The 19,488-nt window shown below is 46.0% G+C and carries 17 protein-coding genes; all 17 read right to left on the bottom strand.

Annotated elements, in window-relative coordinates; translation table 11 throughout:
• Positions 1-942, bottom strand: a complete 942-nt coding sequence (locus tag RIF36_RS27375) for a class I SAM-dependent methyltransferase (protein WP_350072692.1) — start codon at positions 940-942, stop codon at positions 1-3.
• Complete coding sequence (locus tag RIF36_RS27370) at positions 939-2,345, bottom strand: O-antigen ligase family protein (RefSeq protein WP_350072694.1); 1,407 nt, start codon at positions 2,343-2,345, stop codon at positions 939-941. Before RIF36_RS27370 ends, RIF36_RS27375 begins: the two co-directional genes overlap by 4 nt.
• Before the next feature lie 74 nt (positions 2,346-2,419).
• Positions 2,420-3,490 (bottom strand): exopolysaccharide biosynthesis protein, encoded by a 1,071-nt coding sequence (locus tag RIF36_RS27365; protein ID WP_350072696.1) that lies wholly within the window; start codon positions 3,488-3,490, stop codon positions 2,420-2,422.
• Positions 3,491-3,496: 6 nt separating this feature from the next.
• Positions 3,497-6,097, bottom strand: coding sequence for an SLBB domain-containing protein (locus tag RIF36_RS27360; RefSeq protein WP_350122026.1), 2,601 nt, complete (start codon positions 6,095-6,097; stop codon positions 3,497-3,499).
• Positions 6,098-6,236: 139 nt separating this feature from the next.
• Entirely contained in the window at positions 6,237-7,019 is a 783-nt protein-coding gene (cysQ, locus tag RIF36_RS27355; protein WP_350122028.1) for a 3'(2'),5'-bisphosphate nucleotidase CysQ, read from the bottom strand.
• Positions 7,019-8,281, bottom strand: coding sequence for a sulfate adenylyltransferase subunit CysN (gene cysN, locus RIF36_RS27350; protein WP_350072702.1), 1,263 nt, complete (start codon positions 8,279-8,281; stop codon positions 7,019-7,021). Before cysN ends, cysQ begins: the two co-directional genes overlap by 1 nt.
• A gap of 10 nt (positions 8,282-8,291) precedes the next feature.
• A complete protein-coding gene (gene cysD, locus RIF36_RS27345) occupies positions 8,292-9,197 on the bottom strand; it encodes a sulfate adenylyltransferase subunit CysD (protein WP_350072704.1) in 906 nt (301 codons plus the stop codon).
• Positions 9,197-9,805 (bottom strand): adenylyl-sulfate kinase, encoded by a 609-nt coding sequence (cysC, locus tag RIF36_RS27340; RefSeq protein WP_350086439.1) that lies wholly within the window; start codon positions 9,803-9,805, stop codon positions 9,197-9,199. The genes cysD and cysC overlap by 1 nt, the downstream gene beginning before the upstream one ends.
• A 160-nt stretch (positions 9,806-9,965) precedes the next feature.
• Positions 9,966-10,634, bottom strand: a complete 669-nt coding sequence (locus tag RIF36_RS27335) for a DUF4097 family beta strand repeat-containing protein (RefSeq protein WP_350122030.1) — start codon at positions 10,632-10,634, stop codon at positions 9,966-9,968.
• A 7-nt stretch (positions 10,635-10,641) separates the two neighbouring features.
• Positions 10,642-11,502, bottom strand: a complete 861-nt coding sequence (locus RIF36_RS27330; protein ID WP_350122032.1) for a DUF4097 family beta strand repeat-containing protein — start codon at positions 11,500-11,502, stop codon at positions 10,642-10,644.
• A gap of 38 nt (positions 11,503-11,540) precedes the next feature.
• Positions 11,541-12,338: a zf-HC2 domain-containing protein gene (locus RIF36_RS27325; RefSeq protein ID WP_350122034.1), complete on the bottom strand. Its 798-nt coding sequence runs from the start codon at positions 12,336-12,338 to the stop codon at positions 11,541-11,543.
• Positions 12,325-12,867, bottom strand: a complete 543-nt coding sequence (locus RIF36_RS27320) for an RNA polymerase sigma factor (RefSeq protein ID WP_350073782.1) — start codon at positions 12,865-12,867, stop codon at positions 12,325-12,327. The genes RIF36_RS27325 and RIF36_RS27320 overlap by 14 nt, the downstream gene beginning before the upstream one ends.
• A 313-nt stretch (positions 12,868-13,180) precedes the next feature.
• Entirely contained in the window at positions 13,181-13,828 is a 648-nt protein-coding gene (locus RIF36_RS27315; protein ID WP_350122036.1) for a hypothetical protein, read from the bottom strand.
• Positions 13,829-13,924: 96 nt separating this feature from the next.
• Positions 13,925-14,263 (bottom strand): SCP2 sterol-binding domain-containing protein, encoded by a 339-nt coding sequence (locus RIF36_RS27310; protein ID WP_350072718.1) that lies wholly within the window; start codon positions 14,261-14,263, stop codon positions 13,925-13,927.
• A 190-nt stretch (positions 14,264-14,453) separates the two neighbouring features.
• Positions 14,454-16,589: a 3-hydroxyacyl-CoA dehydrogenase NAD-binding domain-containing protein gene (locus tag RIF36_RS27305; RefSeq protein WP_350122038.1), complete on the bottom strand. Its 2,136-nt coding sequence runs from the start codon at positions 16,587-16,589 to the stop codon at positions 14,454-14,456.
• Between the two features lie 110 nt (positions 16,590-16,699).
• The gene (locus RIF36_RS27300) at positions 16,700-18,124 is read right to left on the bottom strand and encodes a DUF4403 family protein (protein WP_350122040.1); all 1,425 of its coding nucleotides are present in this window, start codon (positions 18,122-18,124) and stop codon (positions 16,700-16,702) included.
• Positions 18,124-19,422 (bottom strand): acetyl-CoA C-acyltransferase, encoded by a 1,299-nt coding sequence (locus RIF36_RS27295; protein ID WP_350122042.1) that lies wholly within the window; start codon positions 19,420-19,422, stop codon positions 18,124-18,126. Before RIF36_RS27295 ends, RIF36_RS27300 begins: the two co-directional genes overlap by 1 nt.
• Between the last annotated feature and the right edge of the window lie 66 nt (positions 19,423-19,488).

Below are 19,488 nucleotides of genomic sequence, written 5' to 3'. Positions count from 1 at the left end.
TCAACCATTATTTCCTTCCGCATGTGAGTTGTTGGCAGCATAAATCCTTATGATTCCGCCTCGTTGAAACAAGCTTGCCACCACTTCCAAAACTGTCGACACCGGTAGTAACAGTCCTACTAACAGATAAAGAGGAATATTTTTCTTGTTTTTTAGACTGTGAATAAGGTCTCCTTTGTAGCCCACCAAGCCGAGGCACGTACGCAACATTCCCAGTAGGCCCACGTGCGAAGAGAAGTAGCTAATTTCGACTGGGCGAAGGCCACAAGACTCAATTAGAGAGATAATAGAGTCTTGGCTAAAATGATTTATATGACGAGGAACGTCCAATTGCAGCCAATTCTTGCCAGCCCACTTTGATTGCCAGCTATCTATATTGGGAACTTCCACAACTACCAGTCCTCCTCGAATCAAATTATCGCTTATAAGATTCGTAAATAGGTCGTGGGGTTTGTTTAAATGCTCTAAAACGTGGAATAAACTTATCACATCAAAAGGAGCGCCCAAAAGTTTGCCTTTGGAATAATAGCTGGAATCTATTTCTAACTGATAAAATTTCCTGGCAAAGTCAGCTCTTGGTTCCGACGTTTCCACTCCGTTTGTCCTGAAACCAGCCTCCTTACACAAGGAGAGGAATTTACCCTTCCCACTTCCAAAATCAAGTACTGCGGGTTCCGAACCATACCTCTTCTGAATCTTGCCAACCACTCGATTGTACTCAAAAGAAAGCATTTTGTCAAAAATAGAATTTCGATTGTCAATGACTCTATAGCGCTCATCCCGATAGATTTCTTCTTCAGAAACATTCACAACAAAATAAGTGTAATGGTGACCGCACATTCCGCAAGTCACTATTGTGAACTCTTCTGAAATTTTGATTCCGTTCTCCAATCCCAATGCATCTGGCTTGGTTGAACACAAAGGACAGGAAGCTTGTTTCATATGGTGTTTAACTTGGGTCGAAGTAAGGGCCTTCTGTTGATCTGATAAACTGAAACACTATATCCCACCATCCACCACGAAACAAAGGCGACATAAAGATATATCTCGGCATTGGAGGTAAAAAGTGGCAAAAACATACCCACTTTCACCGTAGCAGCTGTAAACGGTATTACTTGATGCTCTTTAGAATTCGCTAGCCTATAAGCCTTAAATGAATACCAGACCGACAGAAATAGTAAAAGGCAATAAAGAAAAAGCCCTAAAACTCCCAGCTGAACGCCAAATATGATGAATTGGTTTTCGCCGCCAACACGAAGACCCTCTACTACACCTCGGGCATTCCCACTCATCGCCAGCCCTATGCCCTGAGGTGATGCAATCATACTATCAATTCCCTCAAACCATTCTATGGCATGACCCAGGGTGGACGGCTCTTGAAAAGTAACTGTATCGTAAATGAGATCGACTGTATCCTTTGGAGCCCAAAAATAGAAATATAAGCCAGCGAGTGCCAACAATCCGACCCCAACAAAAATCATTCTGTAATACCTAAATATGATCGTGACGAATACAAGCTCAACAAAGAGCGATGCCATAGAGGCCCGGGAAAATGTTAGCACAAGTGTAATCAGGAGCAAAACTATTAATGCGGCATATTTCCCTCTTGACAGATTTTCTGTCGCATTTAACAGCAAAATGAGCGAAAGAGGGAAGGCAAGTACTACAGCACTTGCGAGCTCTAATGGAGTAGAAAAAAAGGAAGAATACCGTTTATGGCCGGCCGCAGTTTCAAAAGTCCATGAAAGCATATATTCGCCAGTTGGTTCTATTTCATTTAAGGCTTTGTTATACTGAGCATATCCGGTAAAACTATGAAAGTGCGTTCCCATTGCGGCTTCCGCGGCAACAAAAAAGAATGCTATAACCGCTACGAAAAGTATGACGTTAGTAACGATTGTGGTATCACGACCACTTTTCGAGAAGTTTCTCCCAAAGAAGTACATGATCCCAAGCATAAGAATGTTTTTAAAATAGGCCAGCTTTTCTGTAATCCCAGCCCCTCCGAGGGGCAATATTACATATGTAAAAGCAAGTAGAAGGAAGGACATAAATACTATGTCAATACTTAGAAGCTTATAACTCCAGGAAAAAAAGTCTCTCTTAAAAAAAATGAAGGTGAGAAATGCAAACAGGACAATGAGCTCTTTTGCATATTGGAAAAAAACAACGGCTGCCGTTGATCCGGTTTGCTTGTACACTAAACTTAGAATGGTAATATATGCCGGCAGGTATAGACACATAAAAACGATCACATACTCACTCCCACCCTTAAAAAGGATTTTATAAGATGAATAGCCAATAGCCAAAAGTGCGGCCAAGAAAAACAACAGAAATAAGATCATTGTTTACTGACTCTTGTCTTAAAAAGCGTGGTCGATCTGTCTTTCATCCCTGGCCGAAATTCTCATTGAGAGTTCTACCTTGCTTGCAACGCATGTGCAAAGAAAAACTTCACAACAAAAAACCCTGTCGAAAGTAATCCAGAGACGAACATGCCTACAACTAGGCCTTTATACCAGCGCCATTTGTTGTTTTCAAGATGCCTCATAGGTCTGTCAATTATTTGAATCAGTGGTTGCCGATCCAAGTGGTTTAGCTTCGCCAGTTCGAGATTCTTCACAATTTCTGAATATGCAGCGAAGGACGATTGTAAATCCATCTGCTTTTGCTGAATAGGTACATTTTGCTTTCGGTTCAACACATTGTAATTCAACGTTCTCTCTAGGTTTGTTGCAATATCAAGAACGGAACTGTCAAGCACTTTCTTTACACTGTCTGCTTGATGCTGTAGAGTAGCCACTGTCTCGGTTGTCTTTCTTGTTTTACTATAGAGGTAGAAGTCACTCACTTTTTTCACCAAAGTCGTGTCAAAGGCCGCTGAAAAAAACGGATCCTTAGAATTTACCTGCACACTAATAATGTTGAGTCTCCTTGACGGTTTGTCGACTGTTATGTAGCTTTTCTTAAGTTGCTCAACTACTTCAATCAAAATACTGTCATGACTGGCTGTGAACTGCGAACGATCCACATCAAAGGACAATCCCTTAAGATAGCTCTTTGATTGCCAGGACTTGTCCCATTTCGACTCCCTTCCAAATGTATTAATGAGTCTTTCTTTGCTTCCATTGTGTTTTACCTCAGTCAGCAGCGTCTCTACTAGCATTCTCTTCGACCTATAGAGCTCCAAAATATTCTCTCCCTTAAATAGACCTTCCTCATCTCCTCCGAGAGATCCAAGGCTCAGGCCAAGTGAAGAAGCAAGTCCGGAGATTTGACTCAAACTGCTAGACTCCTCAAGTGCGAAGGTTGTCTGCGCCGTATAAGTCGGCTTACGCATCGTATACAGATAGCCTAAGACACCCCCAACCACAACGACCAAGGCGATGATTTTCCATTTATGTAACACATAGTTCACCAGAGCTGCTATTCGCAACAAAAGCTCTCTAAGTGAAATGCTATCTTCCTGAAAATATTTCTCCTTTGCCATGAGGTTCTACTTGAAAGTAATTTGACTAACCACCAAGGCAATAGTTGCCAACCCGGTGGCAACGCCAATAAGATCTCCAGGTTTCAGCGGTATCTTCAGCGGCTTAACTGGTATTATTATCTCAGCCCCAGGCTCAACATTTGGGTAGTTTCTCATAAACAAAAATCCTTTGGTTCTAGCCACCTCCCCGTTAGCATACACCACATAAGTGCGGCCTTTTCTCGCCCGGCTGTCGAACCCACCAGCCCGGTCAATAAAGTATTTAACGGACTTGCCATTCTCATATCGTACTGTGGTGGGGTAAAGTACCCTCCCCCTCAACCTTACTGTCTGTAGTTGCTTCGGAATACTGATCACATCACCTTCTTCCAAAATCAAATCATACTTTGATCCCGGGTTCGACATAATCTCCTCCAGATTGATTCCTATAATTTCGGTTTCCTTCAGCCCTCCGCCAGCCAAAAAAGGATTAGTAAGTCCCATTTCGGCGAGCCTTTCCCGTTTAGCAAAACTGGAAAGATCCTCATTAGAGGAAAGATCGGCTGCCTTCTCGTAGAGCTCTTCATCAATTTTGTTGGACAAAAGGTTCTCAGACTCTGTACGGTCTTTCTGGCTGCCTTCGATATTCTCCTGCACGCCCTCTAAGCTTTTCATCTTTCGTGAAAGCTCAGGCTCTTCGTTGAAAAACTCTGTCCGGCGAATAAGTGTTGCTCCTTTGGGATAGGCAAATTCTGAAAGTCCACCAGCTCGCTTGACAACGTCAGAAATCTTCTCATTCACATTCCTAATGGCATACTTGCCCGGATACAGCACTTCACCGTCAATTTGGATAAACCTTTCAATACGATAGTTGGGGTTTCTTCTGACAACTACATGGTCAAATGGCTCCAGCACTGTGCCCGTGGACGTCATTCCAAGGCTTTTGTCGACCTGAATCACTATTATATCAGAGATGTCTTTAGAGTTGAGGTCTTTTACTCTTCTGGTAATCTCAATGTTCGATTCCGCAGCAGCCTCTCTCAGCCCATTAGCCTGAGCGATAAGATCTTCCACCGTCATTTTTTCCGAATAGGAGAACTCTCCCGCCTGATTTACTTCTCCAGTAATCGTAACATAGTATTCTTCCTTGAGGTCATATTTCGAAAAAACAGTAACAACATCTTCCCTTTGGATGACTATGTCTTCATTTTCTCCTGACAAAACTTTCGCCAGATCGAACGATATCGTTTCTGTCGACAAGTCATCCAGTGTTCTGGTAATCGTAGCCCTGGAGCCATATGCATCTCCGGTGGGCCCGTCGGCCCTTTTGATAAGCTCAGTCAAGGTGAGCCCGTCGGAAAGAGAATAAGAGCCGGCTCGGAAAACAGCACCCTTTATCTGCACCCTGTTAGCATAGCGGTCAAGGATTTTTCCAACCCTGTACACGTCCCCACTTTTCGGAGTGAATATTTCAAACTGGTCTTTGAAAACATCTGCCACCATTTTTTCGGTGTCATTGTTTCTGGTCACATTTACCCGATCCTTGTAGCTTTGATCGGTGAAGCCTCCAGCGTAGTGTAGCACGTCTTTAAACGACTCATCGCCGCTTAACTCAAATATGCCAGGTCGTTTTACCTCCCCTTTAACTTCCACTCTGGAGGTATACGGATCAACAATGATCACATCTTCCTCCTGCAGCATTATATTATTCTCAGCGTTTCCTCCTATCAGGAAATCGTAGGCGTCTACGGTGGCAATAAGCTTGTTTTTGCGGAAGACCTTTATATTCCTGAAAGTTCCATTAGTTGTAATTCCACCCGCAGCATATAAGGCGTTGAAAACTGTGGAAAGTGAGCTCAGCGTGTAAGTGCCCGGTAGTCTCAGCTCACCTACCATATTCACCTTAATAGTGCGCACCAGACCTAAAGAAACATTGATAAAAGTATTGGGTGTTGTCCCCTTGAGGCCAGTATAGGCTACGGCAAGTTTATCGGTAATTTGCTTTTTAGCCTGATCTATCGTCTGACCACTTACCGAAATCGGCCCAAAGTTGGCAATGACGAGCTTGCCTTCTGCATTAACCCTTGCTTCGAAGTATTGCTCTGAAGCACCGTAAACATCTATGAAGAGTACGTCGCCAGGGCCTAGCACATAATTTTGTGGCGTAGGCATATTGAGGCTTGGTTCAAAGGTCAGCTTGAGGCTTTCGTTGTTAAAAAGTGAATAGCCGAAAATACGTTCCTCAAGTGGGGCCTCTTCCTCCTTTTCTCCCGGCTTCTTAGGCCCCATAATCTTATCCCAATCATGCTGCCCTCTTATCTGGCTACTTGGATACGATTTTCCATCGCTCACCCGAGCCGAACTAATTTTATTGACCCTGCCTGAGAGTTTGTTCACCTCAGCAGCAGAAAGTCCCTGGCTCTGTGCCAACTGTAGCATCTGGTCTGGCGAGTACCCCATAGACGTGCCCTTGCTCATAAGCTCGACTATTTGAGCGTCAGAGAGGTTGTCAACATTGATAGTTGAAAGATCAGGGATGGCCTGACTACTTGCTTTTGTAGAGAGGCCAATGAAAATGGCCAGAAACAAAACGGTGAAGAGACGGTATTTTGCGTTCGAAAAGGTCATGATACCTTTTTGCTTAGTCTGGTTTCGAGAAATAATGCGCAAGATAGGATAATTAATTAGCTTACTAAATAGGAATACAGCCCTGACAACGAAGGCGGGAGGATAGTTGGTGTGCTATGAAAATAAAAAAGAGAACCTGTTAGTCCTCTTTTTTGGCCTTTGCTATGAAAAAGTTATTGAGCAATACCTCTTTGTTGTACCTAAGGGACTCGTTTGTTTTGTTGTCTATCACCGAGCCACCTGCTGCTTCCAGTACTGCCTGCGCTGCTGCTGTGTCCCATTCCATGGTAGGCCCGAAACGGGGATAAACATCGGCACCACCTTCCGCCAGCACCATAAACTTCAGCGAACTGCCCATTGATACTATTTCAGGCTTATCGTATTGACTGATAAACTCATGCGTCTCTTCGCTCATGTGAGACCGGCTGGCCACTACTCGTACAGAGCCTGAGTACCCAGACGATTTTCCACCATCAAGCCGAGTCGTCTGACCTTTTTCTTCCAGAAAAGCTCCCTGGCCAATGATTCCCCAATGCAGCTTTTCCTGCACCGGTGCGTACACTATGCCGGCCACTAGCTCCGTTTTGTTAACCAAGGCAATGTTGACTGTAAATTCGCCGTTTCTCTTGATAAACTCCTTTGTGCCGTCGAGAGGATCAACCAGCCAGAAATAACCCCAGCCCGATCTTTCGCTGAAATCTATCCCTTTGCCTTCTTCACTCAACACCGGGATGCCGGTGCCTTCAAGGTGTTTCATGATCACCTCATGCGCTGCCTTATCCGCCTTCGTAAGCGGTGAATTGTCGCCCTTGGTTTCCACACCAAAATCTTCTGTGTCGTAAATTTTGAGAATGGCCTTTCCGCCTTCGATGGCAGCTTCTTTGGCTATACCAATCAGGCTCTTAATTTTAGTTTGCTCCATCAGATAATCATCCCCGCTGCAACGGTTTCGTTGGTGGCCTCGTCGACCAAAATGATACTGCCAGTATTTCTGTTTCTCCTATAGGAATCTACCAATAGCGGTTTGGTCGTCCTGAGTTGAACCCTGGCTATTTCATTGGACTTGATGTCTTTGTCCTCCTCCATACGGTGGAGTGTGTTGATGTCCACTTTGTATTGCACTTCCTTGATGATCGCTTTCACTTCATTGCTTGTGTGAAACAATGTGTACTTAGCTCTTGGCAATGGCCCTTTATTGTTCATCCAGCATAGCATTACATCTATGTCCTGGACTGCTTTGGGTTGATTATTGTCACGCACGATCATGTCGCCACGGCTGATATCAATATCATCTTCCAGCGTCAAAGTAACCGACATAGGAGGAAACGCTTCTGCGATCGGGCCATCTGCCGTGTCGATAGATTTGATTTTTGAAGTGAGGCCCGAGGGCAGCACTGTTACAGCATCCCCAGGCTTGAAAATGCCGCCAGAAACCCTGCCTGCATAGCCTCTGTAGTCATGATATTCATCAGAATGAGGGCGTATGACCGTCTGCACTGGGAAACGACAATCAATGTGATTTTCGTCGCTGGCGATGTGGATTGTTTCCAGCTCGTGGAGTAGCGTTCCGCCGTGAAACCAGGGAGTCTTCTCCGACTTGTTTACTACGTTGTCGCCGTGAAGGGCACTAATAGGAATAAACCTGATGTCTTTCACATCGAGTTTGGCCGCAAAATCTTCATACTGCTTCACCACCTTCTCGTAGGCTTCCTCGGAGTAGTCGACCAGATCCATTTTATTCACACATACTATAATGTGTGGGATTTGCAGGAGGGAGGCAATAAAACTGTGACGGCAGGTTTGCTCAATCACCCCTTTTCGGGCATCTACCAGAATAAGTGCCAGGTTGGCCGTAGATGCGCCAGTCACCATGTTACGGGTGTACTGGATGTGTCCGGGCGTATCGGCAATAATGAATTTCCTTTTTGGAGTAGCAAAGTACCTGTAAGCTACGTCTATCGTGATTCCCTGCTCTCTTTCATCCTTCAAGCCGTCGGTCAAAAGCGAAAGGTCCACGTGACCAAGTCCCTTTTTCTTGCTGGAGTTCTCGACTGAAAGTAGCTGGTCTTCAAAAATCGATTTTGAGTCAAAAAGCAACCTTCCTATCAAGGTACTTTTCCCGTCGTCCACACTTCCGGCTGTAGTAAACCGGAGCAGTTCCATGTCCAAATATCCGTCTGACATTATCTTCTAATTAAAAATAGCCTTCTTTCTTTCTGTCTTCCATAGCGGTTTCAGATCGCTTATCATCCGATCTGTTGCCTCTTTCTGTCTGCCTTAGCGCCGACACCTCAAATACAATCTTCTCCAGCGTATCGGCATCAGACTCTATACCGCCGGTGATCGTGATATCGCCCAGCGTTCTGAACCTGATCTTCTTCTTTTCAATTTTTTCTCCTTCACGAAGCTGCGTGAACTCTGATTTGGGCAACCATGTACCGTCACGCCTGATTACCTCTCTTTCATGGGCAATGTATAGCGAAGGTATATCGATGTTTTCTGACAAAATATATTGCCAAACGTCCATCTCAGTCCAGTTGCTGATAGGGAATACTCTGAAGTGCTCTCCCTGGTTCTTCTTGCCATTGAATAGGTTCCAAAGTTCCGGGCGCTGATTTTTTGGATCCCACTGACCAAACTCATCTCTATGTGAGAAAAAGCGCTCCTTGGCACGAGCCTTTTCTTCGTCTCTTCTGGCACCTCCCATCAGGGCATCAAACTTATTTTCTTCGATAGAGTCCAGTAAGGTGGTAATCTGCAACCAGTTGCGGCTGGCATTTTTTCCGGTTTCTTCCCGAACCCGACCAGCATCAATAGACTTCTGCACAGATGCCACCACCAAATTTACCCCTAGCTCCTCCACTAGATTGTCCCGGAAGCTTATCGTTTCAGGGAAATTGTGCCCCGTGTCGATGTGAACGAGAGGAAAGGGGATTTTGGCAGGCCAGAAAGCTTTTCTGGCCAAATGCGTCACCACTATAGAGTCTTTCCCTCCGGAGAAAAGTATCCCGGGGTTTTCAAATTGAGCAAAAACCTCTCTGATGATAAAGATGGATTCTGCTTCCAGCTCCTTCAGGTGAGTAAGATTGTACCTCGCCATTAATTTTTAATTTTTTTCAAAACTACTTCCAAAATCTTTTTTGTGCACACTTCCAGCGACTCTTCGTTGGTTTTTACTACCACATCTGCACTTTTGGGCTTCTCAAAAGGTGAGTCGATCCCGGTAAAGTTCTTGATTTTCCCTTCTCTAGCCTTTTTATAAAGCCCTTTCACATCTCTTTGCTCGCACACTTCCAGCGGACAATCGACAAATACTTCTATAAAGTTATCCGCCCCAGCCAGGTCTTTGGCCTGCTTTCGATCATCAATAAACGGCGAGATAAATGCCGTGAGCACAATAGTGCCCGAATCGATGAAAAGCTTCGATACCTCACCAATGCGACGGATATTCTCTTTGCGTGCCTCATCACCAAAATCCAGGTCTTTGTTGAGGCCTGACCGAATATTGTCACCGTCGAGAATGTAAGTGTTGAGCCCCTGGGTAAAAAGAGCCTTTTCCACTTCACTGGCCAATGTTGACTTGCCGGAACCCGACAAGCCAGTTAACCAAACCAGCACGGGTCGGTAGCCATTTCGCTCTACTCTGTCAACATGAGTGATACTGTGCTTGTGCGGAATTATATTTTCTGAAACCGAATCAGCAGACATATTTGAAGCAGGAAAAATGAATTAACTATATTCTCTATTGGGTTAGTATAGAATTGAGGCACAAAGATAATTGAAGGTTTCCCGAAAACAAGATGAAAACCCCCATAAACCAATAAAGGGCCATGAAGGCCCTCTATCAATGCTTATCAATGTAAATGTGCTACAGTCTCCGAAGAAGTATGTCTCCGCTGATCGACTTGAGCTGAAGATTCTTCCCTCCGTTGTTCAATTTGGCGTCCAGCTTGACCCCGACAATCTCTTTCAGCCCTTTCCCGCCATCAAGGTACTCGAAGGTCAGGTCGCTATAGATGTCGCCAGAAATAGTTGACGCCTTCAACGAAACGTTTTGTGAGGCTGGCAGCTTGATGTCTACATCACCAGAGATGGTCTCAAGGGTCAGCTCACCGCCTTCAAAGGTAGTTTCAATGTCGGCGCTGATGCTTTTCACGCCAATATCGACCCCTTTTGGTAACCACACCTCCACCGTCATAGTGGGAGTGGAACAGTAACAGTTTTCCCGGCCACTTCTTTGCTTCTTCCAGTAGTCCTCAAACTGTTGCTTTTTCGTGTAGATGCTCAGTGCCGAGGTAGTATTGTCTACGCTGATCGTGAACTCAGGCGTGGGCCAGTCTTCTTTTTCCTCCACACTTAACACTGCCTTTGCTTCCTGTTGATCCCAGTGATTAATCTTTATCACCGACGAGAAATCAAACTCAAGGTATATCTTCTGGCCTGCTCTCACCGGGCTATTGGCTTCGGTGATGTATTGGGCCAGGAGGGAGGTCACGCTTCCCAGAAGCATGACCAAACCCATTGCTATGGCTTTCATGGCTGAATTATTTCTTCCTTAGAAAAATATCACCACTTACCGCCCGGAGCGATATTTCAACACCGCCACCGTTAAACGTTGGGTTGGCATTCATGCCTCCCCACGACTTGAGGCCTTCCTTTTCAGCAAACTTTAAATCAAGGTCAGTATAGATTTCACCAGATACCACGCTTAGCTTAAAGTTAACTTTTGCATCGGAGGGCATGGTAATATCAATATCGCCACTTGTGGCGGCCAGGGAAGTCGGCTTGGTTGCATTCATTTTGCTGAAAACAATGCTAATGTCGCCACTCACTGTGTTTGCCACTATCGGGCCCGATACGTCGGTCAAGATGATGTCGGAGTTTTTCGACTGCACATTAACTTCGCCACTAAGACCCTTCACTACAAAGTCTCCTCCTCCGTGCCATGATTCCTGCTCGTAGGACAATCCCATGGCAGTCGGCATCTTGATTATGTAATCAGAGTCGCTGGCCGCCTTGCCTGCTCCTGAAAGCAAGATGACATTTCCTTCCGTCTTGAGGTTTAACCCTATCTCCGTGTTGTCGGGCCCGGTCGCTGAAAGTGGTTTCAGTCCTTTGGCCTTTTCCGGAATCCCTTCGTAATCAAGGGCGGTAATGACCAGTTCCGTACCGGAATAAGCCTCAAAAGTAATATCGGTTTGTAGGTTGGACACTTTCAGTGTGTACTGCTCTGGAGAGCCTGGAACCTTAAATTTGAATTCCTTGGTTTGGCCTTCTCTCTCACCGAAGGGGCTCATGTCTCGTCTGTCGACCTTGGCCAGCCTCGCCAGTTCCTGAGATTTTGCTGGAAGCTGACTAACCATTGTCAGCGCCAACACTGCTGTAAATAATTTGATTGTTTTCATTGTCCTTTATTTTTTATGCTTATCAATTATTGAATGCTTTATATCAATACTTCTATGCCCAACTGGGCTTGTTTTCTCACTTCAGGTAGCGTCTCTGTGTTGTCAATCAGCGATTTCAACTTGTTCACCGCACTCTTTTCTTCGAGTTCCACCATCATGTTGATGAGGGAGATCTGAACAATCGGCTCCGTCTGAAATTCCAGAGAGCGAACCAGCTCGGCTCTCACTGTGCTGTTGGCAGTGGCAAACTTCTGCAATGCATTGGCTGCCGCCAGCCGCACATTGGGGCTGGCATCGGTATTCAGTGTGGTCACCAGCGCTTCAATCAGCTTTGGGTCAACCTTGTTGTAGCTTTCGACCTGACTCACCGCCTGTATTCGTTCGCTTGGGCGTTGCGCTTTCAGATTGGCTAACATGAGCATTTCTTTTATCTCACCGATTTCTTCCTTCATTTCGGCTACCTGATTGTTATCGGTTACTTGCGGCTCACCTTTATTTCCCCACCAATAACCCATGGCTACCAGCAACACCGCTGCAGCCACTCTCGACATGGTTTGCCAGGAGAAGAGAAACGCTTGTCTCGCTTTCGGACTTGAATGCAAGCCTTTCTTCTCCTCCTCAATCATGGCAAACACATCCTTTTTGAGTTTTTGGCCCGGTTGAGCTGGCTTCACCAGAGAAAACTCTTGTTCCAGCTTCAATTCCTGCTCATAGGCCTGTCTACAACTTGCACACTCATCAAGGTGAAGCTTCACTGCTTCCTCCTGATTTTTTGAAAGCATTCCGCTGATGTACTCCGGCAAAAGCTCCTCTATATGTTTGTTAGTTTTCTGCATGATTGAAATATATTTCTCTCAGTTGCTGGATGGCCCGGTGCATTTGCACCTTGATATTGCCAACCGTCGTATTTCTTATTTCTGCTATCTCTTCGTACTTCATTCCTTCCAGTTTACCAAGCACAATCAGCTCTCTTTTGTCCTCCGGCATTTTGTCGAGCGCCTGGAAAAGTACCGACTCCCGCTCCCTGGTTATTTCGTCTTCCTCATCGCTATGATGCAGGTCGGCGACATTCTCCACTTTCGTAAAATCGTCAGTGAGCTGCTTGTTCTTCCGGTAGTGATCGTGGTGCACATTACGAGCCATCTGGTACACCCAGGTTTTGAATTTGTACTCCGGGTTGAACGATTTGCGGTATTTCATCAGCCGCATGAACACGTTCTGCACCAAATCGTCGCTTACATCCTGATCGAAGGTCATGCGGAGAAAGAAATTGTAAAGCCGTACCTGGTACCGCTCAAACAAATCCTTCAGATAGTCCAGGTCATCGTTTTGCACCTGAATCATCAGCCACTCGTCCGTTATCATCTCCACAGTTTTGGTCAGGCGATTTTGCAAGCTTTTCCGATCGATTTGGTTTGGTTACCAAAAAAGGTACGGAAGGTTACAGGAGGGAAAAAGATTTATTTGGGAAAGTTGGAAATACCCGACTTGAGGATATAAGAAAAATAGGAATAGATTGATATGAAGGAATTTACAGTAAGTGGCGGTTTGGAGTTGTGCCTTTGCATCAAAAAAAGACTGCGTTAAGATAAAGCGATCTATTGCCATGGCTTTGGCCGGTGTGAAGACATACCGTTAAACTAGATATGTATTTAGTTTAGCTTGCTGTCCTTCCCTATCATTCTAGCCTAACAGTCCTGATTTCCAGGCTGCTCATTGACCAGCTTTCATCGCAGGCCGGATAGTCGGTATTGGTTTGCACCAAGCGGTCATAAAACTGAAAGAAGGCTGTCTTACTAGTGTGTGCTATAGTCTTTGTTATTTGATACACGCTGGTTCCGTCAGACAGATCGGCCCTGTGGCAAAAGCCTGGCAAAAAATGAGTAGCGCCTGTTCTGGGATTGCTGAAGTCGGGAAAGCGCTTTGGGTAAGATTGAAAAAGGCAGTAGGTGCTTACGCAAGGGCTATTCGAAAAAGTGACGTCCATGATACGAGCGTCGTCCAGTTCCATATACCACCGATCCGGGCCATCGTCTCCACCGGCGTTGCCGTCCCAGGAATCGTGCAACAACAAAGTGAAGGTCACATCCAGAAAATCATGCTTCGGAAGATCTGAGAGGTCGAGACTAAAACCATCTCTGTTATACGGGCCAACAACCCCATCCCCGTTAAATTCAAAATATTTACCTCCTTCTATATCACCCAATTCGGCTTGGTCAAACTGGTTGGTGTATATCAATTCAGTTAATTCCTCCTTAGGTTGGCATTTAACCAGCAGAATTAGGGTCGAGAAAAGAAATGTGGCTTTAATGCCGTTTAACAACATAGGTGCTCATTCTAGATTACAACGATAAGTTCGTTTCAATATAAAAGTCTATTCAGGAAAGTACTAGGTTCAAATCCCTCCCGCTGCTTTGGCTGCCTAAAACAGCCGCCTAAACAGCTTCGTAAACTTCAGCATCTCGTTCAGGTCACTGACCTTGATTTTGCCCATCATGAAGGCCATTTCGGCGCTGCGCTTTCCCAGCTCAATTTCTTCATACACAGCATCGCTTGTCTTTATCGTGCATTTGGCTTCGCCCTCCAGTCCCTGGCTGACACGGCAGGCTCCTTTTTCTATTACTGCGGTAAATTGCCCACCATTCTTTCCTTCAATATCAAAGTGAAATACCGTTTCAAATCCTTCTTCCAATTTTTCAGGCCTGAAGCGATCCTGTAGTGACAAAACTATTTCCCGTGCTATCTCTGGTTTGGTTTCCATGGTTTCTTGTAGGTATCTAATGCTATTTGTCTTTCTTATATAAATTCTCCCCAATGATTCAAGCGTCCGCCTGGATCAAGTTCTATTCAGCTTTCGGTACTTTGTTCGTCGTGCCACCAGCCTGTGCCTTCGCTGTGGGTACGACGTACGCAAAGCCCAAGCGAGACACTTGAACTATCTACCTTATCTGCTAATAAAACGTCTTACCTTTCTCCGCCTGCTCCACGAGCATTCCCGCTGGCTTGAACCTGGCACCTATTTCTTTCTCCAGCTGAGTCATCTTCTCAACAATAGTTTTGGCTCCTTTGACATCGACGTATCGGAACGGGCCACCCAGAAAAGGAGGGAAGCCCAACCCAAAAACAGCCCCGATGTCTCCGTCTCTTGGTTCTTTCAATATGCCTTCCTGCAGGCAATAAATCGCTTCATTGATCATAATCAATGACAACCTCTCCTGTATTTCGGAATCTTTAAAGGCTTTGTTTCCCCGGCTTTCAAAAAAGCGCAACGCCTCCTCATTCACTTTGCCCCTCAGTTTCTTGCCGGTCTTCTCATCGTACTGTAGAAAACCCTTTCGGTTCTTGCGCCCCTTAAAGCCAGCTTCTGCAAGTTTATTCAGTAAGTCGGAACTCTTCGCTCCCCGCTTGTTGAAGAAAGCTTCCAAATCGCCTTTGTTGATATGAGCACCCACGTCAATACCTACCTCATCTATCAATGTAATCGGTCCGACAGGAAAGCCGAATTTCTTCATTGCCTTGTCCATTTGTAGCGGATCGGCTCCTTCTTGCATGAGCAGCAGCGCTTCATTGATGAAGGGAGCCAGGATACGGGTAGTATAGAAGCCCGGGCCGTCTTTCACTACAATACAAGTTTTGCCCTGCTTCACACCAACTTCCAGCACTGTGGCGGTTACCCAATCGGCTGTTTTACCCGTAACAACTATCTCCAACAGGGGCATTTTGGGCACTGGCGAGAAATAATGCATGCCAATGACTGTCTCCGGCCGGGAGGAGGCTTCAGCGATTTTCGTAATCGGCAATGCGGAAGTGTTGGACGCAAATACGCAATCCTTGCGAATAGCGGCTTCAGTCTCTTTCAGCACTTTGTGCTTAATATTAATGTCTTCAAACACAGCCTCTATGATCACATCCGCTTTGTGGAATCCCTCGTATGTAGTCGTTGTGTGTACCTTATTAATTATGGTTTCGGCATCTGCTTTGGTGATAGCTCTTGTTTTCATCTTTTTTATCAGCACAGCCCATATGTTCTTTTTGGCCTGGGCCAATGCTGGCTCCTGTAAGTCTTTCAGCAATATATCGGTGCCATTTTGAACTGTGACTTCCGCTATGCCTTCGCCCATGAGGCCAGCACCCAAAACTCCTAAAGTTTTCACTGGCCTGGCAAGCGCTTTCATCGGGTTTTTGCGCAGCGCATTCATAGCAAAAAAGATGTTGATCAGCTGAAAAGCTTCTGGAGACTGAAGCAGTTGATCGAAGAGTTCAGTCTCTTTTTCGGCAGCCTGCGCCCGGGTATGGCTCAATCCGTACTTAACTGACTCGAGTATCTTGTAAGGAGCAGGGTAGTTGCCGCTAGTTTGGCGAAGCATCATTTTTGTTGCCTGGCTGAAAATAATTCCCCGGGTCAGCGGGTTGCTTTCAAGCACCTTTGAAGCCAGGGGCATTTTGCTTTTTCTCCTGTACTGACCAGTCGCCAACTTTCTGGCAAATTTGACAGCCGCATCAAGTAGCTTTGGTTGATAAACCAGCTCATCCACAAGCCCCATTTTCAGGGCTGGAAAAGCGTAAACATTTCTTCCCGTCAGAATCATGCTAAGGGCATTCTGCACACCTACGAGTTTTGGGAGCCGGTAAGTGCCCCCCAGGCCGGGCAAAAGACCCAGCTTTACTTCTGGCAATGCCATTATAGTGCTGCTGTGGTTACTGGCCACTCGTCCGGCACAAGCCAGGCTGATTTCCAAACCCCCGCCCATACAAGCACCATGAATGGCTGCCACACAAGGCTTTTTGGAGTCTTCCAGGTCACGCAGCATAGCATGGCCAGCCTGCGCAGTTGCTTTCGATTCGCCTGGCTTCATTTTCAGAAACTTCTCGATATCGGCACCAGCCATAAAACCCTTCTTCCGGCTTATCAGCACCGAGGCTTTAAGGCCTGTGTCTGCCTCAATCTGCTGCATTACCTCCCGAAATTGCGCCTCAGTGTCAATGGAAATCTTGTTCCACTCTTCTCCGGGCAAATCCATCCAGATCACGCCTACGTCGCCGTGTTTTTCAAGAGTCAGAAAGGAGTGTTGTGCTTTTGAAGCCATGATAAATTGAATTAAGAATCGCCGGGAAACGCCCCAGACCTTTAGTATGCATGCAGAGTAAATATAGACGTTTATTTAGGATTATGTAAGGCAAATAAACACGAAGTTCTCTATTGGCTGATCGCCTTTTGTTGCGTACTATCTTTTCGTATTTCCTGTAGCCTTATTTCGGCCATGCCTCTCACCTGAATAATCATTTGAAGGTCTTTAGAAGTAATAAGAGTAGCCAGTGGCACAATCTCCCATGAATCAATATACACCTCCAGTTTTTCCGCTAGCTTTCCCTTTTCTATCCCGCTTGTGATGAGCATGGGGATCATGTCGGCATAGGGTTGGAGTTCATAGGTAAGCTGCCTTTCAACCATCACCTTTATGGAACTATGGAGAAGCCAATCGGCAGAAGCCAGAACGGCATCATCAGAATCTACCACAAAGTCAAAGTCTTCTATCCGAAAGCTTTTGGATGCCCGGTCTATCACCGGCCTTCCCTGAAGATACACGTCGCCCCTCACATCGCCTGTCAACCCCAGCTTCACGGCCAAGCCATCCTCCGTGCCGTATACCTCCACATCCTTGATTTGCGCCGAATAACCTGCCGAATCGATCTTCATTCCTACAAGTTTTTTTCTACTGTATTTGTTGACCCTGTCAAATGGAAGCGTACACAGCACACTTGCCACCAGACTGTCCTGATGGTCTGTTTGAAAACTAAACTCAGGTAATGGCACAGGCGCAACGGTCAGGTCATCTCCTTCCACGAGGGTTGATATTTGAGCCGTCAATTCCGCTTGCGCTGTAATTTGTCTTTCAGGGCCACGAGTCCATCTTGCTTTCAGCGTCTCGGCTTTGGCCAGCAGCCAAATCCTTGGCTCATCCTTTTTTAGTCGGATCGGTTGCTGCAAGTCGCTCCAGATTTTTTCAATGATTTTTCTCGTGTCGATGGTCTCTTTCATAAAACCATCCAGCTTCAGTGTAAGGCTGTCCTGGTGGTCGTTCAGCGCTTTCTCGACAGGTTTTCGGAAATTGATGGTAGTAATTCCCAGATTCATCACGGGGTCGCTTTTCCAGACGATCTCCTCAATAACCGTTCTCGGTCTGATGCTCCAGTCATTTTCAAAACCAAGCTCCGTTTTAAAGAGCAGTTCCAATTCAAATTCTATCGGCGTTTGATTTTGGATTTTCACGCCCAAAATATTCTTCATGTATTGACCTGAAACTTTCAGATGAGCCCGATAGCGAAGGTCTGGTGCTTTCCAGCTTAATATAATGGGCTGTTGCTTCGTAAGCTCAAAGTAAAGGCTATCGTTAGCATTGACCGCTACTCTCTTTTTTAAAAAAGTGCCATCGATTTTTTCATTGATAAGGGTTTCTACCTTATCGAGGCTAAAGCTGAGAGGGATGGTCAGTCTTGAAGCCGGCGGAGCGAGCGTTGAGTCTAGCGAAGTTCTTTCCGGGGCGTCGGTTTTAGTTTTTTTACAGGAAACAAGGGTCAAACCCAAAGCGACGGTAACGGCGAGGCATTTTAAGATATACATTAGATTTTCTCCAGAATCATGCCGTGGCCATGAGCGCCGGCAGCGCACGCTGCAAGCAAGGCCAACTTGCCATTCTCCCTTTTTAGCCGATTCATGGCGGTGGTTACCAATCTCGCTCCTGTGGCACCAAAAGGGTGACCCAAAGAAAGTGAGCCTCCATGAATATTAAATTTGTCCATTTTTATCTCGCCGGCTTTTGCAGTCAATCCCATCTTCTCCTTTGCAAACTGGTCGGAATTCAGTGCTTTGAGATTCGTGACAATCTGGGACGCAAAAGCTTCGTGAAACTCTATAACGTCCAATTCTTTCAAAGTGAGGCTTTGGCGTTGCAGTAATTTATAGGTGGCATATGCCGGGCCCAGCAGAAGCTCTTCATTGGGATCCTGACCCGTGAACACATAGTCTCTGATTTGAACGGATGTGTCGTAGCCCAGGGCTTTGGCTTTTTCCTCGCTCATCAGAAGCACCACAGCTGCTCCGTCGGTAAGGAAAGAGGCATTGCCTGCCGTTATTGTCCCATTCTTTTTATCGAACGCTGGTCGCAGCTTGGTAAGTTTTTCAACGGTCGTGTCGGCACGATAAGTATTGTCTTCCTTGATCGCCTTGAACGATGGCGGAAATTCCGCTGGAGTAATCTCACCGGCCAGTATGCCTTCCCCGGCGGCTTTAGCAGCCAACTGGTGAGACCGGGCAGCAAATTCATCCTGCTCTTCACGGGTCACCCCAAATCGGGTGCCCATCAGTTCACAATCCTGGCCCATGGTTCGGCCGGTGGAGTATTCCGCTATCTGGGGCACTTCTGGTTTGAAGTCTGACGGGCGGAGTGACAACACAAACTTAATCCATTCTCCTGTCGAACGAATCTTCTGGGAAGCGAAGAGCTTAGTTCTCATTTTCTTAGGAAAACCTATTGGAATATCCGACACGCAGTCGGTTCCACCCGCAACAACCACATCGGCATGCCCAAGCCTGATCAGGTCAGCTCCCTGGGCAATGGCCTGGTTGGCGGAAATGCAGGCCTGGGATACAGTATGTGCCGGTGTGGTAAAAGGAATACCTCCGGTGAGGGCACATTCTCTGGCCACATTGGATGTCACAATATTATGCACCACCGTACCCATAATCACCTGTTCAACCTGTGCCGCATCGAGAGAGGTTTTTTTCAAAAGGCCCGAAATAGCCACAGCACCCAGTTGATAGGCCATAAGATCCCTGTAGCCCGTGCCCGACTTTAGAAAGGGCGTTCGTGTACCATCGACTACTACTACTTTCCTTCCGACATATGATTGCTTCGCCATATCTGGGGCTGTTTAATTGAACATAATTATACAAAAAACCCTCAGGACAATAAACATCCCGAGGGT

The sequence above is a fragment of the Imperialibacter sp. genome (assembly GCF_040222815.1).
Lineage (GTDB): Bacteria > Bacteroidota > Bacteroidia > Cytophagales > Cyclobacteriaceae > Imperialibacter.
The sequence above is the reverse complement of the archived record's forward strand: the minus strand, read 5'-3'. Positions and strand labels throughout refer to the sequence as shown.

Bases quoted from the DNA above. Each gene is read 5' to 3' on its own strand.
- RIF36_RS27375 (WP_350072692.1), bottom strand. From the start codon at position 942: ATGAAACAAGCTTCCTGTCCTTTGTGTTCAACCAAGCCAGATGCATTG.
- RIF36_RS27370 (WP_350072694.1), bottom strand. From the start codon at position 2,345: ATGATCTTATTTCTGTTGTTTTTCTTGGCCGCACTTTTGGCTATTGGC.
- RIF36_RS27365 (WP_350072696.1), bottom strand. From the start codon at position 3,490: ATGGCAAAGGAGAAATATTTTCAGGAAGATAGCATTTCACTTAGAGAG.
- RIF36_RS27360 (WP_350122026.1), bottom strand. From the start codon at position 6,097: ATGACCTTTTCGAACGCAAAATACCGTCTCTTCACCGTTTTGTTTCTG.
- cysQ (WP_350122028.1), bottom strand. From the start codon at position 7,019: ATGGAGCAAACTAAAATTAAGAGCCTGATTGGTATAGCCAAAGAAGCT.
- cysN (WP_350072702.1), bottom strand. From the start codon at position 8,281: ATGTCAGACGGATATTTGGACATGGAACTGCTCCGGTTTACTACAGCC.
- cysD (WP_350072704.1), bottom strand. From the start codon at position 9,197: ATGGCGAGGTACAATCTTACTCACCTGAAGGAGCTGGAAGCAGAATCC.
- cysC (WP_350086439.1), bottom strand. From the start codon at position 9,805: ATGTCTGCTGATTCGGTTTCAGAAAATATAATTCCGCACAAGCACAGT.
- RIF36_RS27335 (WP_350122030.1), bottom strand. From the start codon at position 10,634: ATGAAAGCCATAGCAATGGGTTTGGTCATGCTTCTGGGAAGCGTGACC.
- RIF36_RS27330 (WP_350122032.1), bottom strand. From the start codon at position 11,502: ATGAAAACAATCAAATTATTTACAGCAGTGTTGGCGCTGACAATGGTT.
- RIF36_RS27325 (WP_350122034.1), bottom strand. From the start codon at position 12,338: ATGCAGAAAACTAACAAACATATAGAGGAGCTTTTGCCGGAGTACATC.
- RIF36_RS27320 (WP_350073782.1), bottom strand. From the start codon at position 12,867: ATGATAACGGACGAGTGGCTGATGATTCAGGTGCAAAACGATGACCTG.
- RIF36_RS27315 (WP_350122036.1), bottom strand. From the start codon at position 13,828: ATGTTGTTAAACGGCATTAAAGCCACATTTCTTTTCTCGACCCTAATT.
- RIF36_RS27310 (WP_350072718.1), bottom strand. From the start codon at position 14,263: ATGGAAACCAAACCAGAGATAGCACGGGAAATAGTTTTGTCACTACAG.
- RIF36_RS27305 (WP_350122038.1), bottom strand. From the start codon at position 16,589: ATGGCTTCAAAAGCACAACACTCCTTTCTGACTCTTGAAAAACACGGC.
- RIF36_RS27300 (WP_350122040.1), bottom strand. From the start codon at position 18,124: ATGTATATCTTAAAATGCCTCGCCGTTACCGTCGCTTTGGGTTTGACC.
- RIF36_RS27295 (WP_350122042.1), bottom strand. From the start codon at position 19,422: ATGGCGAAGCAATCATATGTCGGAAGGAAAGTAGTAGTAGTCGATGGT.